We start from the raw sequence: 14,420 nt of genomic DNA on the forward strand, positions 1-14,420 counted from the left end.
AGGGAAGATCATGAGCCAAGCTTTTGATGTACTCGTAATCGGTGGTGGTCCTGGTGGCTACATTGCCGCTATTCGCGCAGCGCAACTTGGATTTAAAGTGGCTTGTGCTGAGTCGAATGCCTATGACGATCCTAAAGGTGAGCCACGTTTGGGCGGTACTTGCTTAAACGTGGGTTGTATTCCTTCTAAAGCATTGTTAGCCTCTTCTGAAGAGTTTGAGAAGATTAGTCATCACGCTGCCGATCATGGGATTAAAGTAGGTGCTGTGAGCATCGACTCTAAAAAGATGATTGCTCGTAAAGATGACATCGTTACCAAGATGACTGGCGGTATTCAGTATTTATTCCGCAAGAACAAAGTAACCTTGTTAAAAGGCCATGCGTCTTTTGAGGGTAAGGGCGCTGAAGGCTACCAAATCAAGATTGACGGTAAAGATAAAGAAACTGTTACAGCAAAAAACGTCATCATTGCAACAGGCTCTAAAGCCCGTCATCTTCCAGGTATCACAGTTGATAACGTATTAATCTGCGATAACGAAGGTGCTCTCAAGTTTGATTCTGCTCCTAAGAAATTAGGCGTAATCGGTGCTGGTGTTATTGGTTTGGAATTGGGTTCCGTATGGCGCCGTCTTGGTGCTGAAGTAACCGTTCTTGAGGCAATGCCTTCATTCTTGGCTGCTTGCGATTTAAGCATTGCTAAAGAAGCGCAAAAATTATTTGCTAAGCAGGGTTTGAGTATTAATACTGGCGTAAAAATTGGTGATGTAAAAGCCGATAAGAAAGGTGTTGTTGTTAATTACACTGATAGCGCTGGCAAAACTGCTAAGTTGGAATGTGATCGCTTAATTGTTTCTGTGGGTCGCGTACCAAATACAGACAAATTAGGTTTAGACAAGATTGGTCTCAAAGTCGATGAACGCGGCTTCATTCCAATTGATGACCATACCTGTGCAACTTCAGCGCCTGGCGTATATGCGGTGGGTGATGTAGTGCGCGGCCCAATGTTGGCTCATAAAGCGGAGGACGAAGGTGTCCTCGTGGCTGAAGTCATCGCTGGTCAAAAACCACATATCGATTACAACTGCATTCCTTGGGTTATCTACACTGATCCTGAGATTGCTTGGGTTGGCAAAACAGAGCAGGCACTTAAGGAAGCTGGCGTTGCTTATAAAGCAGGTCAATTCCCATTTGCTGCAAATGGACGTGCATTGGGCATGGGCCGTGCTGATGGTTTCATCAAAGTTTTGGCGGATGCGAAGACCGATGAAATCCTAGGCGTACATATCATTGGCGCTAATGCATCAGACCTCATTGCTGAAGCAGCGGTTGCAATGGAATTTAAGGCAGCAGCAGAAGATATTGCTCGTATCTGTCATGCACATCCAAGTTTGTCAGAAGTGATGCGTGAAGCAGCATTGGCGACAGACTCGCGTGCATTAAATATGTAATTGAAAACCATTGAGTTTTACCAACAAGAGTTAAAAGCGCGCGGGTATCAAAGCGATCCCGCGCAGCTTCGTGCTGTTGAACGCTTGCAGAAATGCGAAGACGAATGGATTGCTTACAAAGAGATCCGCAGCAACAATTTAAAAAAGAAACTCTTTAAACCAACACTTCCTCGTGGCCTATATCTGTGGGGCGGGGTAGGGCGTGGCAAATCATTCTTGATGGACTGCTTTTATGCAGCTTCCCCGCTAGAAAAAAAGATTCGCATTCATTTTCATGAATTCATGCGTGAAGTGCATCGTGAATTGCATGAACTTTCTGGCTTATCCGATCCTTTAGATGAGTTATCCAAGAGAATTGCCAATCGCTATCGCTTAATTTGCTTTGATGAATTTCACATCAACGATATCGCTGATGCCATGATTCTCTATCGCTTGCTGAGCGCACTCTTTGCAGATCGTGTGCAGTTTGTAATGACCTCTAACTATCGTCCAGATCAACTGTACCCCAATGGTTTGCATCGGGATAGGTTATTGCCAGCCATTAAGTTGCTCGAAGAAAAATTAGATGTTCTCAATGTGGATGCCGGCAATGATTACCGTCGTGTTCAAATGGCCCAAGTCGAGGCTTATCTCACGCCAGTGAATGCAGAAACTCAAGCCATCTTAGGTCAAATGTTTCAAACATTGATTGGTAATCAAAAAGAAGCTCGTAATCCAGTGCTGCATATCGAATCTCGTGAGTTGCGTCCTCTGCATATGGCCGATGGCGTAGTGTGGTTTGATTTCAAAACCCTCTGTTGTGGCCCTCGTTCACAAAATGATTACTTAGAGATCGCTAACCAGTTCCATACGGTAATTCTTTCAGGGGTTCCTTATATGCCCCCTAGAATGACAAACGAGGCGCGACGGTTTATTTGGTTAATCGACGTTTTATACGACCATAAAATCAAATTGATCATATCGGCAGAGGTTCCTGCTCCTGATTTGTACACCGAGGGTCAAATTACCGCGGAATTCTCCAGAACCGTGTCGCGCTTGATCGAGATGCAGTCCCGTGACTACTTAGACGCTCCGCGCCGAGTAATTGACACCAGCTTGACCTAAAATAGGGAAATGAGCAGCTTTTCCCCCTTTAACGCCGACTTGCATTGCCATTCAGTGATCTCTGATGGCACCTTAACGCCTGAAGAATTGGCCGAACGAGCAAAGGCGAATGGAGTTCATTTATGGGCACTGACCGATCATGATGAATTAGGTGGGCAACAGCGCGCCCGAGAAGCAGCTAAAGCATTAAAAATCGACTATCTAGCAGGTGTAGAAATTTCTGTTACCTACATGGGCGAGACTATTCATATTGTTGGTCTCGGAATTGACCCACAACACCTAGGAATCATTGAGGGCTTGCGTCGCACACGTGAAGGTCGTGGTAATCGTGCGCATCTTATGGCTGAGCAATTGCTCAAAGTTGGCATTCCTGGAGCATATGAGGGCGCACTCCATTTTGCTGGTAATCATGATTTGATTTCCAGGACACACTTTGCGCGTTTTCTTGTAGAGCAGGGCGTCTGCAAAGATACCGAACATGTATTTAAAAATTATTTAATTGAAGGTAAGCCAGGTTATGTGCCTCATCAGTGGGCTAGCCTAGATGATGCTGTTAAATGGATAAAGGCGGCAGGGGGTGTTGCGGTAATTGCTCACCCTGGCCGTTACAGTAGGCTCAATGCCATGCAGATGGATGAACTTTACAAGCACTTTAAAGATATTGGGGGGCTGGCAATTGAGGTGATTACCGGCAGTCACAGCCCTGATCAATATAAAACCTTTGCTAAGATTGCTCAGCAATACGGATTCTTAGCCTCGCGCGGTTCTGATTTTCATGACCCTAACGAGAGTCATATTGATTTGGGTAATCTGCCACATTTACCTGACCACCTTACACCGGTATGGTCTGCTTTTCATTAAACGATTCATTACATAGAAAAAATACAGATGTTTGCTGAACGTGTTCTCTCTGGCATGCGACCTACCGGTAGCTTGCATCTCGGTCATTACCACGGTGTTTTGAAGAACTGGGTTCGCCTGCAGTCCGAATATCCCTGCTTCTTTTTTGTGGCAGATTGGCACGCCTTAACTACCCATTACGAAACACCGGATGTGATCGAGCAATCTGTGTGGGATATGGTGATTGATTGGTTGGCAACTGGTGTTGATCCAAACCAAGCTACCTTATTTATTCAAAGTAAAGTTCCAGAGCATGCCGAACTTTTCTTATTGCTTTCCATGGGAACCCCGCTGGGCTGGCTTGAGCGGGTGCCTACCTACAAGGATCAAATTGAAAAGCTAAAGGAAAAAGATCTCCAAACTTATGGTTTCTTGGGTTATCCATTGCTTCAGGCTGCAGATATTCTGATTTACCGTGCGCAGTTTGTACCAGTTGGCGAAGATCAAGTTCCGCATGTGGAAATGACTCGAGAGGTTGCTCGCCGTTTTAATTATTTATATGGACGTGAACCAGGTTTTGAAGAAAAGGCTTTAGAGGCCGTCAAGAAGCTTGGTAGCAAGCGCGCCAAGATGTACACAGAGTTGCGCGTTGCTTTTCAGGAACGCGGTGATGATGAGGCCTTAGAGCAAGCAAAAGCCTTACTTCAAGAAGCGCAAAGTTTGTCCATGGCCGATCGCGAGAGACTTTTTGGGTTTTTGGAGGGGGCTCGCAAAATCATTCTTCCAGAGCCGCAAGCATTGCTGACTACTGCATCGCGTATGCCAGGAATAGATGGTCAAAAAATGTCGAAGTCCTATGGAAATACGATTAGCATTCGTGAAAATCCAGAAGACGTGATGAAAAAAATTCGGACCATGCCAACGGATCCTGCGCGGGTTCGTAGAACAGATGCTGGAGATCCCGCTCGTTGCCCTGTGTGGCAGTTACATACCGTCTATTCCAATGAAGAAACTAAGCAATGGGTGGATAAGGGTTGTAAATCAGCCGGGATCGGTTGTCTTGAATGTAAGCAGCCAGTAATTGATGCCATTTTGGCGGAGCAACAGCCTATGTTTGAGCGTGCCCAAAAATACTTGGATGACCCAAGCCTATTGCGATCCATTATTGCTGATGGTTGCGACAAAGCTCGTAAAGTTGCTCAAGAAACTATGCGCGAGGTCCGAGAATCAATGGGTCTTGCCTACGATTAAGGAATCATCTTGTCTGAAGCGCATGAAGTGATTCAGAATGCCTCCGCTTGGGTAAAGCGTTTTGCACCGCTAATACCTCAGGATGGGTTGGTTCTTGATCTTGCATGTGGCTCTGGGCGTCATGCCTTGCTATTGGCTGGTATGGGCCACCGAGTGTTAGCGGTTGATCAAGACGTAGGGGCGGTTGATGCTTTAGGAAATCCTTTAATTGCTTCAAGAAAGCTCGATCTTGAAGGGGAAGAATGGCCGCTTTGGGATTGTGAATTTTCCGCTATCGTGGTGACCAACTACCTATATCGGCCCCATATTGACCGGCTTCCCAAAATGCTTCAAATAAATGGTGTTTTGATCTACGAAACCTTTGCTCAGGGCAATGGTGATTTTGGCAAACCCTCAAACCCCAATTTCCTCCTAAATCCTGGGGAATTGCTAACTTTTGCCTCCCGCCATGACCTCAAAGTGGTGGCTTTCGAGGATATTTATGTTGACCACCCCAAACCAGCCATGGTTCAGCGCCTGTGTGCTGTAAAAGGTGAGTTAAAACAGCGCATTCCGTTACAATTTCAAGGTTAAGACAGCTAATAATTGGTGCATATTCAGTGACAAATACAGCGCATTCCAAAGGTAGTAAAAAGCCTATTGCTGGCAGCATGCCGGCTATCGTTACGCCGATGTTTGAGGATGGCAGCTTGGATTACGCCAGCTTGCGTTCTCTATTGGATTGGCATGTAGCCGAAGGTACTGACGGAATTGTGATTGTTGGAACCAGCGGTGAATCTCCAACAGTATCAGTTGAGGAGCATTGTGAGCTTATTCGTGTCACTGTAGAGCAGATCGCCGGACGAATTCCAGTAATTGCGGGTACAGGTGGTAACTCAACGATTGAAGCTATTGAACTAACCCAGTTTGCTAAAAAAGTGGGTGCTGATGCCAGCTTGCAAGTGGTTCCGTATTACAACAAGCCAACTCAAGAAGGCATGTTTGCTCATTTCAAAAAGATTGCAGAATCAGTAGACTTGCCGGTAATTTTGTACAACGTACCAGGCAGAACAGTTGCGGATTTGGCTGGGGATACTGTTGTGCGTCTTGCTGGCGTTCCAGGCATTATTGGAATAAAGGAAGCAACGGGCTCTTTGGAGCGTGGCACTCTATTAATTAATGATCTGAAGCGCGCTGGTCACGAAGAGTTTTCAGTGTTCTCTGGAGATGATTTAACCGCGGCGATGTTGATGCTGATGGGTGGCAAAGGAAATATTTCTGTTACTGCGAATATCGCTCCACGCTTAATGCATGAGTTATGTGTGGCCGCTATGTCTGATGATGTGAAAAGAACCCGCGAGATTCAATATCAGTTAATTGCAGTACACAAGGCGATGTTTACAGAGGCCAATCCAATTCCAGTGAAATGGGCTCTGCATGAAATGGGCAAGATCACTGCAGGTATCCGTTTGCCATTAACACCCTTAAGCAATTCCCTACGTGAGCCCCTCAAGGCAGCGTTGAAACAGGCCAACTTATTATGATGAATTTGCTTCAATTCTCCCGTCGATACTTATCGATTTTGGCATTGGTCTTTCTTGCTTCTAATTTCTTGGTGGCCTGTAAGTCTGTAACTAGTAACGATACTGTGGACTATAAGAGTGCTGGCGCGGTACGAGGACCTAATTTAGCCTATCCCCCCGATCTGATTACTGCTCAGGCGGATCGCCGTTATATCGTCCAAGATGGCACAGCAACAATGTCTGAGTACAACGCGGCTGTTAAGAAATCTGCTCAGATGAGAAGTAATGTCATGACAGGTATTCCTGGCATGCGTATTGCCCGTGATGGTGAGCGCCGCTGGTTGGTGGTTGAAAAGCCAGCGCCTGAGTTATACCCACAAGTCAAAGACTTTTGGCAAGAGAATGGCTTTTTGTTGGTTGTAGATTCACCATCTACTGGCATTATGGAGACTGATTGGGCTGAGAATCGCGCGAAAATTGCGCAAGACTGGATTCGGTCAACCCTAAATAAGGTTCTAGATTCGATTGCCGATACTGGTGAGCGCGATAAATATAAAACCCGTCTTGAGGTTACAAAACCTAATGAGACAGAAATTTATATTACGCAAAAGGGTGCATTAGAGAAATGCGTCTCAGACACCACTGGAAACTGTTTATATACCATTTGGACCCCTCGGCCAAATGATCCAGAGTTAGAGGCGGTATTTTTGGCTCGCCTTATGGAGCGTTTGGGTATGACTCAAGAGCAGGCAAAGGCAATGGTTGCTGCTCCATTAGGGCCTAAAACACCTAAGGCAAAACTTGTTGATGATGGACCCAATAAAGCACATATTGATTTGTTAGTTGGTTTTGATCGCTCATGGCGTGATGTTGGTTTAGCCTTAGATCGTTCTAACTTTACTGTCGAAGATCGTAATCGCTCAAATGGCGTTTACTATGTACGCTATGTCAATCCAAAGGATGTGGGGGACAGCAAAGGTTTCTTCTCAAACTTGTTTAGTAGCAAAGATGATTCCAGCCTGAAGGCGAAGAAGTACCAAGTGGTACTGAAGAGCACTGGCGAGAATTCTGTAAGCGTGTATGTGCAGGATGCAGATGGAAAGCCTGAAAACACGCCAGCTGGAGTGCAGTTGTTAACTATCCTAACTGAGCAGCTCTCTAGATAAGTGAAATTTAATAAAGAGCTTAATTAAGGATTAATTACAGATCTTGAGCAAATAAAAAAGCCGCTTAAAAGCGGCTTTTTTATTGAGCATGAAGAAGATTACTTCTTAGCGTCGGCAGCTGGAGCAGCAGCAGGAGCAGCTGGAGCAGCAGCAGGAGCTTCGGCAGCTGGAGCAGCAGCAGGAGCAGCTGGAGCAGCAGCAGGGGCTTCAGCAGGTTTTGCTTCTTCTTTTTTACCGCAAGCGGCCAAAGCGATTGCTAACATTGCAACGAGTACGAGTGACTTCTTCATTTGTAAATTCCTTTAAAAAAATTAACAACAATTACCGGTAATTGTTTTTTTGGACCAACCAAGGGATTAACCCTAGGTGATTTCCATTAAAGATTATATCCATCTCTGCATTTAGTCGTGAAAAATTAGCCAGCCAGCCAAATAAGCCTCAAAGAGTGTCGAATTTTCAAGGTTTTTTAGATTCTTAGCCTTAAGTTGTTTGCGCCCAGCTAAGATCTGCCACGCCTTGACGCTAGGTAAATCTTGTTCTTCGCACATATTCTCTCCGTTGCAATAGACTTTTTTCCCAAGGCTCAAAATGCGGGTTTGTGGGTGGGGGATTAGCATTTGGGATTGCAGCATTTTTTTAAATTCTTCAGCGCTGCAGGGTGTCGCTGGGGGGCTAAAGATCGCTTGTTGTTTAGGTTCGGAAAGATAAGCGGTAATGCCTGGCAGAAAGCTGTCTATGCGGTCTAATTTCAAATCTTGTAGCTTTAACTTGAGCTGCTTGATAAGCTCATCAGGCAATTGCTCTGCGAAATGGGTTGCCTTTTGTTTGGGGTCTGCAAATTTGTTTTCTAGCTCTGGGATGTCCTCTAGAGATTCAGCGAGGCGCCATAGACCCTCTTGAAGCAATTCTTTAAAGCTGGGCGAGCGAAACCCAACGGACCAAGTTTGACAGCCTGCATCAAGAGCAACGCCATCATGGGCCACATGTGGGGGCAGATAAAGCATATCGCCAGGCTCGAGAATCCACTCTTGTTCGGGTTTAAAGTTCTGCAAAATCTTGAGTGGTAGGTGGGGATTTAGGCTGAGATCCTGTTGTTCTGAAATCCTCCAGCGCCTTCTGCCAGACATTTGAATCAAGAAAACATCGTAGGAATCAAAGTGCGGGCCAACACCGCCTCCAACGCCTGCAATACTGACCATCAAATCATCTAGGCGTGCATCTGGAATAAATCGAAACCAAGAAAGAATTTTTGCCGCAGCAGGGTGATGCGCTTCCATGCCCTGAAACAGCATTGTCCAGTTAGGCTTTTCGATGTTGGGGATTTGTTTTTTAAAGAAGGGACCGCTTTCAAAACTCCAAGGTTTGGATCTTACTAAGCGCGATTCGACCTCATCTAGTAGAGCAAATTTGAGTAATTCCTTTGCGGGAATAGGGCTATCCAATAACGCTCCCTGCGAGGATGAGAGCTTAAATGCCGGTACTGCGCCGCGAACGAGCAAAGGCTTTTTATGCCAATAACGCGCCATGAACTGATTGGGGCTAATCTCCCCAAATAAGGCCCAGGGTTCATCCAAAGGGAGTTTGAACGGGGCTTGAGGTGGCTCGTAGGGTGTGCTCAAGTAAAATGAGGTCATAAAGAAGTAAGCGCTTAAACTGATTAAAAAAGAATGTTCGACAAATTCCGCATGAAGATTGAAAAAAATACCATCGTATCCCTTCGCTACAAGTTAACCGATGCGCAAAATAATGTCATCGAAGAACCAGATTCTCCGATGGTATACCTGCACGGTGGATATGAAGGCACTTTTCCTAAGATTGAAACCTTGCTTGATGGTCAAGATGTTGGGTATGAAGCCACTATTCAGTTGGAGCCAAACGAGGCATTCGGAGAATACGACCCTGAGCTATTAAAGATTGAGCCGCGGACGCGTTTTCCAGAGCCGCTAGAGGTTGGTATGCAATTTGAAGGTGTACCTGATGCTGAAGACGATGCAAATGCCGATGACGCCGATGCAGAAGATGAGCCTTTGATATACACAGTTACCGATGTCGCGGACAACCAAGTGGTATTGGATGGCAACCATCCATTGGCAGGTATGGCACTACGTTTTTGGGTTCAAGTAGAAGATGTTCGCGCTGCCACTGAAGATGAAATTGAAAACCGTCATCCAGAAGGTGGCGAGAGTTTTTCCTTTGGCATGCCCAATGATGATGGCGACGATGAGGATGATTTCCCTAGTAACTCAATTGGGTCGGGTGATGCAGGGCCACGCACTCTGCATTAATAAAAACTTAAACTGAATTCAAAACTAATCTAAAGTTAAATAAGACTCAAAACTAAAAAGGAATAGCAAATGCTATTCCTTTTTTATTTACACTTTGCAGAATTTTATTCCTCAGTTCCTTTATTCCTTCAGCCATTCCTTAATAGCATCTAGATCTCGCTTCGTATCGCTAGATCCTTCGTCAGTGCTCGCAGGTGTGTTGCTGAGCTTTGCCAAAGCTTTCTCAAGAGCAGCAATTTTGGCCTCTTGCTCGATGGTTGCATCTATTAGACCTTTAAGGGCCATAGACACCGGATCATCTACGTTTGGTGTTACACCATAAGCCTGAAAATATTCTTTGGCTTTAATGTCGGCGCTTTGAGGTAAGTCTGGGTGCAAGATACGTGCTGGAATACCAACAGCAGTTGCGCCTGCAGGAATTTCTTTAAGTACAACCGCATTCGAGCCAACGCGAGCGCCGTCACCTACAGTAAAGCCACCGAGGACTTTTGCGCCAGCACTCACCACCACTCCCTTACCAAGAGTGGGGTGGCGTTTAATGCCTTTATAGAGTGAGGTTCCGCCCAAAGTGACGCCTTGATAAATCGTGCAGTCATCGCCAATCTCAGTGGTTTCACCAATGACGATTCCAAGGCCATGGTCTAAGAAAACTCTGCGACCGATCTTTGCTCCAGGATGAATTTCAATACCCGTCAGAAAGCGTGCAAACATGGAGAGTAAGCGAGCAATCCATTTGAGACCCATGTTCCACAGAAAGTGAGAGATGCGATGCAACCACACTGCATGAAGACCCTGATAGCAAGTAATGACCTCTAGGCGATTTCTCGCTGCGGGGTCTCTGGCAATAATGGAGTCGACTTGATCGAAGATGGAATTAGACATGACTTGATTTTAACGGGATGTGTCTATTTTCTCAGGAGCATCTGCTTGGCGATGCCGCGCAAAAGGTCAATTTCTTCTTTATGAAGGCGACTGCGAGCAAAGAGGGCTTGGATGCGGGGCATTAATTTTTTGGGATTTGCAGGGTCTAAGTAGCCGATTGCCTCTAAACCTTGGCGCCAATGTTCCAACATTGCGCTGACGGCTGCGGGATCAGCAAAATCAGCCATGCTTTCTTGTCTAGGCGCGGCATTGTGATTGTCTAGGCTTTGGCAAAGCGTTGATCTGAGGGTATAGGCGCACACCATGAGAGCCTGGGCTAGATTTAAGGATGGATAGGCGGGATTCGCCTCTAACCAGACTCGGTGGGTGCACAAAGATAGATGCTCATTCTCTAAGCCAGTTCTTTCAGGTCCGAAGAGGAGGGCAACCTTTTTGTTTTCGCCAACCATTTCAGCGATTAAAGAACGGGCATCCTCCCAATTAAGAGCAGGGGGACCAAATTCTCGATCTCGGCTAGTGAGACCCAATACTAGCGAGCACCCTTTAACTGCAGCGGCCAAAGATACGTCTTCGGTCGCGCTTTCTAAGATGTCTGCGGCACCACTTGCTAGGGCGATAGCCTCATCGTGGGAAGCAATTCCCTTGATCTTGGGGTTAATGAGGCGTAAGTCACTAAAACCCATGGTTTTGAGGGCGCGCGCTGCCGATCCAACGTTGCCAGGATGGCTGGTTTCCACCAAAGTCCAGCGAATTAATTGAAATTGTTCGATATTCATCAATGCCTAGAGGGTTCAGCGTGGCGGAAAGTGGAGAAGATATAAATGGTGGGTAATGGGGTTATTGGCCCTAATCGTTTAGAATCAACCTGTTAGCTTCGTATTGTCATGCAATTTACCTCAATTGTTGGCGTTACAAGGGGCTTGTTCTTATTTAATTTGTCCATCAATACTATGCATCCCATGTTAAATGTGGCCGTGAAGGCCGCCCGTCGCGCAGGAACGGTCATCAATCGCGCCTCTTTAAATCTAGAGCGTCTGCAGGTAGATCGTAAGCAACATAATGATTTTGTAACCGAGGTGGACAAAGCTGCAGAAGCAGCCATTATTGAAACGCTCAGCGAAGCCTATCCAACGCATGGTTTTCTAGCTGAAGAGACTGGTGAACGCAATGTTGATGCAGAAAACGTTTGGATCATTGATCCCTTGGATGGCACAACCAATTTTATTCACGGCTTTCCGCAATATGCAGTGTCCATTGCGCTGTCTGTTAATGGAGTCACCCAACAAGCTGTTGTCTATGACCCAACACGCGATGAGCTGTTTACGGCTACACGTGGTGCCGGTGCGTATTTAGATCGTCGGCGTTTGCGCGTTGCCACCCAAGATCGATTAGCAAATGCCTTGTTGGGCACTGGTTTTCCTTATCGCGATGATCAGGACTTAGAAAAATATTTAAAGATTTTTGGTGAGATGTCACGGCAATGCGCAGGCTTACGCCGCCCTGGCGCTGCATCTTTGGACTTGGCTTATGTGGCTGCTGGTCGCTACGATGGATTCTTTGAGAGCGATCTTAAGCCTTGGGATATGGCTGCTGGTGCCTTATTGATTACCGAGGCTGGAGGGCTAATCGGTAATTATCGTGGAGAGGAGGGTTACCTTAAGAGTGGTGAGGTGATGGCGGCAAATCCACGCATCTTTGCTCAGATGGTGCAGACGCTCTCCAAATATTCAGCTCGCTAACGAGTTTATAAAAGCTTGTAAATTCAGCAGGTGGTCTGATTTAGTTAGTGTTTAATCAGATCGAGATAGCGAACTCCGTCACCATTAATCAGCAGGGCGCTGGCTCTGGGGCGCCCACTTTCTGGATGATCCAAATCCCAGTCAGACAAAACCCAACGTTGCCATACTTGTGCGCCTAGAGATTCTTCATGATGGGCTGGTAGATGTGTATGGCCATGGATCAATCGATCGCCTGATTGATCTCTTAATACAGCAGCGCAAGCAGCACGTGTGACATCCATTTTGTGGAGATGACCTGGAGGCTGTTGTTGGTATTGATTGTGGCTATTACTTCGGAGGTGCTGAGCAACGCCACGGCGCCAATGCAGTGGCAAGCTTAAAAAGATTCTTTGTATCCAAGGCTTTCTGACCCAGCTACGAAATATTTGATAACCAATATCTGCGGTGCATAAAGCATCACCATGAGCCAAGACCCATTTTTGCTGTGCAATTTCTACGGATGAGGGATCGCTTAGTAGTGTCATCCCAGTCTTTTTAATAAAGCTGTGACCGATTAAAAAATCCCGATTGCCGTGAAGGTAATAAGTTTTTACTTTAGTAGAAAGATTGGCGATCGCACGCTGAACCTCTTGCTGAAAAGGTGAGTGCATTACAGCATCATCACCTACCCAATACTCAAATAGATCACCCAAAATAAATACAGCCTCTACTGTGGGCGCCTCTTTTTCGCAGAAGTCAAAAAAACGTTGCGCCGTCAAGGGCATTGACGGCGTCAAATGTAAGTCTGAAATGAGCAGTGCGCTCGCGTATTGCGGAATCATTCCTCGAGGACGGTAGCTTTCTCGATGACAACATCTTCTGTGGGAACGTCTTGATGAAATCCAGAACTTCCAGTTTTTACTTTACGAATGGCATCAACCACATCCATACCATCAGTCACCTTGCCAAAAACCGCATAACCCCAGCCTTGCGCATTCGGTGCCGTGTGATTTAAAAAATCATTGTCATTCACATTGATAAAGAATTGTGAAGTGGCAGAGTGAGGATCGCTAGTGCGTGCCATAGCCACTGTGTAACGATCGTTCTTCAAGCCATTATTAGCCTCATTTTCAATTTGAGTGGCAGTAGGCTTTTGTTTCATGCCGGCTGTCATGCCGCCACCCTGAATCATGAAGTTATCTATGACGCGGTGGAAAATCGTACCATCGTAATGACCGCTTTTTACATACTGCAAAAAGTTAGCAACACTTTTAGGTGCCTTCACTGCGTCTAGGTCGAGGGTGATATCACCCTTATTAGTTTTTAAGAGTACTTTCGCCATTGTTAGATTTACTTTCTAAAGGGTTGGTGGATGGATTATTGCTTGATGCTGAATCTGAATTTGTGCTTGATACGACAGGGCGCTTTGCAGGAGGCTTTAAAACATCTAAGAGAGCCTTGGCGCGATTTGAATACTGGCGTTGATTGAGCTGAGCATTCTTGGCGGCATCCTCATATGCTTTAGCCCCAAGACGAACATAGATCTCGCCCAGATTTGCAGAGGCAATGGCATAGGTGGGGCGCAGTTTTAATGCCAGCTCTAAATAATCTCGAGCCTCAATCCATTGACCTTGATTTGCGGCAATCGCAGCAAGATTGTTATAGGGCTCAGGTAGCTCTGGGAACTGCTGGGTAATTTCAACCAATGTTTTTTTGGCTTGATCAAACTGTCGTAACTCGATTTGCAGTCGCGCTTTAACAAAACGCAATTGCACATTACGCGGATTCTTTTTGAGTTCTACATTAATTTGAGTGATCGCATCTTGATATTTGCGTGCCTTGACCAATTTTTCTACATCCGATGGCACGCCATTCTTGGTGATGGGGTTGGGTTCGATGATGAGGAATGAGAGAAACGGCACGCCAACAGTCTCGGATAGCTCGGGATTAAGGGGGTCATTGCCCATGTCTGCGGAAAGCCGAGGGGGATCAATTGGGCTATAGCCCCCCAAATAAGGCTGAGGGGCTGCCTGAGTAGACTTCATCTCCTGAGTATTTAATGACTGAATTTCACTATCTGCACGCTGTTGAGAGGGGGTGCTACACCCCGTCATCAAGGTTAGCGCTGCTAAAGCGGTCAAAGCAGGAGCAAGGGCAAAATGAAGGGCTGGACGCGGCTCTAGGGGGTTGTAGGACATAGGGGATGGGGTGTGAAACGGGCTCAT

Annotated in this window: 16 protein-coding genes; 9 read left to right on the forward strand and 7 right to left on the reverse strand. The window is 46.1% G+C overall.

The features are described 5' to 3' along the window. Positions 1-10: 10 nt before the first annotated feature. The 7 genes from lpdA (at position 11) to bamC (ending at position 7,310) form a co-directional block, all read left to right on the forward strand. On the forward strand, positions 11-1,447 hold the full coding sequence (gene lpdA, locus FD973_RS04560) for a dihydrolipoyl dehydrogenase (protein ID WP_215324439.1): 1,437 nt from the start codon (positions 11-13) through the stop codon (positions 1,445-1,447). Further along, on the forward strand, positions 1,448-2,551 hold the full coding sequence (gene zapE, locus FD973_RS04565) for a cell division protein ZapE (protein WP_215324440.1): 1,104 nt from the start codon (positions 1,448-1,450) through the stop codon (positions 2,549-2,551). A 9-nt stretch (positions 2,552-2,560) separates the two neighbouring features. Next, complete coding sequence (locus tag FD973_RS04570) at positions 2,561-3,412, forward strand: 3',5'-nucleoside bisphosphate phosphatase (protein ID WP_215324441.1); 852 nt, start codon at positions 2,561-2,563, stop codon at positions 3,410-3,412. Between the two features lie 27 nt (positions 3,413-3,439). Continuing rightward, positions 3,440-4,642, forward strand: a complete 1,203-nt coding sequence (locus tag FD973_RS04575; RefSeq protein ID WP_215324442.1) for a tryptophan--tRNA ligase — start codon at positions 3,440-3,442, stop codon at positions 4,640-4,642. A gap of 9 nt (positions 4,643-4,651) precedes the next feature. Continuing rightward, positions 4,652-5,215, forward strand: a complete 564-nt coding sequence (locus tag FD973_RS04580; RefSeq protein WP_215324443.1) for a bifunctional 2-polyprenyl-6-hydroxyphenol methylase/3-demethylubiquinol 3-O-methyltransferase UbiG — start codon at positions 4,652-4,654, stop codon at positions 5,213-5,215. 77 nt (positions 5,216-5,292) lie between these two features. Continuing rightward, on the forward strand, positions 5,293-6,165 hold the full coding sequence (gene dapA, locus FD973_RS04585; protein WP_215324709.1) for a 4-hydroxy-tetrahydrodipicolinate synthase: 873 nt from the start codon (positions 5,293-5,295) through the stop codon (positions 6,163-6,165). Further along, positions 6,162-7,310 carry an outer membrane protein assembly factor BamC gene (gene bamC, locus FD973_RS04590; RefSeq protein ID WP_215324444.1) on the forward strand — a complete coding sequence of 383 codons (1,149 nt, stop codon included), beginning with the start codon at positions 6,162-6,164 and terminating at the stop codon, positions 7,308-7,310. Before dapA ends, bamC begins: the two co-directional genes overlap by 4 nt. A gap of 98 nt (positions 7,311-7,408) precedes the next feature. Here the strand turns inward: bamC and FD973_RS04595 are convergent, their stop codons facing one another. Together FD973_RS04595 and FD973_RS04600 are read right to left on the reverse strand one after the other, a co-directional pair. Beyond that, positions 7,409-7,600: a hypothetical protein gene (locus FD973_RS04595; RefSeq protein ID WP_215324445.1), complete on the reverse strand. Its 192-nt coding sequence runs from the start codon at positions 7,598-7,600 to the stop codon at positions 7,409-7,411. Between the two features lie 111 nt (positions 7,601-7,711). Continuing rightward, complete coding sequence (locus tag FD973_RS04600; RefSeq protein WP_215324446.1) at positions 7,712-8,944, reverse strand: cupin domain-containing protein; 1,233 nt, start codon at positions 8,942-8,944, stop codon at positions 7,712-7,714. A gap of 51 nt (positions 8,945-8,995) precedes the next feature. Between FD973_RS04600 and FD973_RS04605 the strand changes: the two genes are divergently transcribed. Further along, positions 8,996-9,595, forward strand: coding sequence for a peptidylprolyl isomerase (locus tag FD973_RS04605; RefSeq protein ID WP_215324447.1), 600 nt, complete (start codon positions 8,996-8,998; stop codon positions 9,593-9,595). Between the two features lie 120 nt (positions 9,596-9,715). Here FD973_RS04605 and cysE read toward each other — a convergent pair whose 3' ends face one another. Both cysE and FD973_RS04615 read right to left on the reverse strand, forming a co-directional pair. Continuing rightward, positions 9,716-10,477 (reverse strand): serine O-acetyltransferase, encoded by a 762-nt coding sequence (gene cysE, locus FD973_RS04610; protein ID WP_215324448.1) that lies wholly within the window; start codon positions 10,475-10,477, stop codon positions 9,716-9,718. A gap of 23 nt (positions 10,478-10,500) precedes the next feature. Further along, positions 10,501-11,253: an RNA methyltransferase gene (locus FD973_RS04615; RefSeq protein WP_215324449.1), complete on the reverse strand. Its 753-nt coding sequence runs from the start codon at positions 11,251-11,253 to the stop codon at positions 10,501-10,503. 174 nt (positions 11,254-11,427) lie between these two features. On the opposite strand from FD973_RS04615, the gene FD973_RS04620 reads away from it, so the two are divergent. Further along, positions 11,428-12,216 (forward strand): inositol monophosphatase family protein, encoded by a 789-nt coding sequence (locus FD973_RS04620; protein ID WP_215324710.1) that lies wholly within the window; start codon positions 11,428-11,430, stop codon positions 12,214-12,216. Positions 12,217-12,260: 44 nt separating this feature from the next. Here the strand turns inward: FD973_RS04620 and FD973_RS04625 are convergent, their stop codons facing one another. Genes FD973_RS04625 through FD973_RS04635 form a run of 3 tightly spaced genes read right to left on the reverse strand, consistent with a single transcriptional unit; the run spans position 12,261 to position 14,420 of the window. After that, complete coding sequence (locus FD973_RS04625; RefSeq protein WP_215324450.1) at positions 12,261-13,037, reverse strand: UDP-2,3-diacylglucosamine diphosphatase; 777 nt, start codon at positions 13,035-13,037, stop codon at positions 12,261-12,263. Next, complete coding sequence (locus tag FD973_RS04630) at positions 13,034-13,537, reverse strand: peptidylprolyl isomerase (protein ID WP_215324451.1); 504 nt, start codon at positions 13,535-13,537, stop codon at positions 13,034-13,036. Before FD973_RS04630 ends, FD973_RS04625 begins: the two co-directional genes overlap by 4 nt. Continuing rightward, complete coding sequence (locus FD973_RS04635) at positions 13,512-14,420, reverse strand: M48 family metallopeptidase (protein ID WP_215324452.1); 909 nt, start codon at positions 14,418-14,420, stop codon at positions 13,512-13,514. The genes FD973_RS04630 and FD973_RS04635 overlap by 26 nt, the downstream gene beginning before the upstream one ends.

This window comes from Polynucleobacter sp. MWH-Braz-FAM2G (assembly GCF_018687635.1).
Classification (GTDB): domain Bacteria; phylum Pseudomonadota; class Gammaproteobacteria; order Burkholderiales; family Burkholderiaceae; genus Polynucleobacter.

Bases quoted from the DNA above. Each gene is read 5' to 3' on its own strand.
- lpdA (WP_215324439.1), top strand. From the start codon at position 11: ATGAGCCAAGCTTTTGATGTACTCGTAATCGGTGGTGGTCCTGGTGGC.
- FD973_RS04570 (WP_215324441.1), top strand. From the start codon at position 2,561: ATGAGCAGCTTTTCCCCCTTTAACGCCGACTTGCATTGCCATTCAGTG.
- FD973_RS04575 (WP_215324442.1), top strand. From the start codon at position 3,440: ATGTTTGCTGAACGTGTTCTCTCTGGCATGCGACCTACCGGTAGCTTG.
- dapA (WP_215324709.1), top strand. From the start codon at position 5,293: ATGCCGGCTATCGTTACGCCGATGTTTGAGGATGGCAGCTTGGATTAC.
- bamC (WP_215324444.1), top strand. From the start codon at position 6,162: ATGATGAATTTGCTTCAATTCTCCCGTCGATACTTATCGATTTTGGCA.
- FD973_RS04595 (WP_215324445.1), bottom strand. From the start codon at position 7,600: ATGAAGAAGTCACTCGTACTCGTTGCAATGTTAGCAATCGCTTTGGCC.
- FD973_RS04600 (WP_215324446.1), bottom strand. From the start codon at position 8,944: ATGACCTCATTTTACTTGAGCACACCCTACGAGCCACCTCAAGCCCCG.
- FD973_RS04605 (WP_215324447.1), top strand. From the start codon at position 8,996: ATGAAGATTGAAAAAAATACCATCGTATCCCTTCGCTACAAGTTAACC.
- cysE (WP_215324448.1), bottom strand. From the start codon at position 10,477: ATGTCTAATTCCATCTTCGATCAAGTCGACTCCATTATTGCCAGAGAC.
- FD973_RS04615 (WP_215324449.1), bottom strand. From the start codon at position 11,253: ATGAATATCGAACAATTTCAATTAATTCGCTGGACTTTGGTGGAAACC.
- FD973_RS04620 (WP_215324710.1), top strand. From the start codon at position 11,428: ATGCATCCCATGTTAAATGTGGCCGTGAAGGCCGCCCGTCGCGCAGGA.
- FD973_RS04625 (WP_215324450.1), bottom strand. From the start codon at position 13,037: ATGATTCCGCAATACGCGAGCGCACTGCTCATTTCAGACTTACATTTG.
- FD973_RS04630 (WP_215324451.1), bottom strand. From the start codon at position 13,537: ATGGCGAAAGTACTCTTAAAAACTAATAAGGGTGATATCACCCTCGAC.
- FD973_RS04635 (WP_215324452.1), bottom strand. From the start codon at position 14,420: ATGAGCCCGTTTCACACCCCATCCCCTATGTCCTACAACCCCCTAGAG.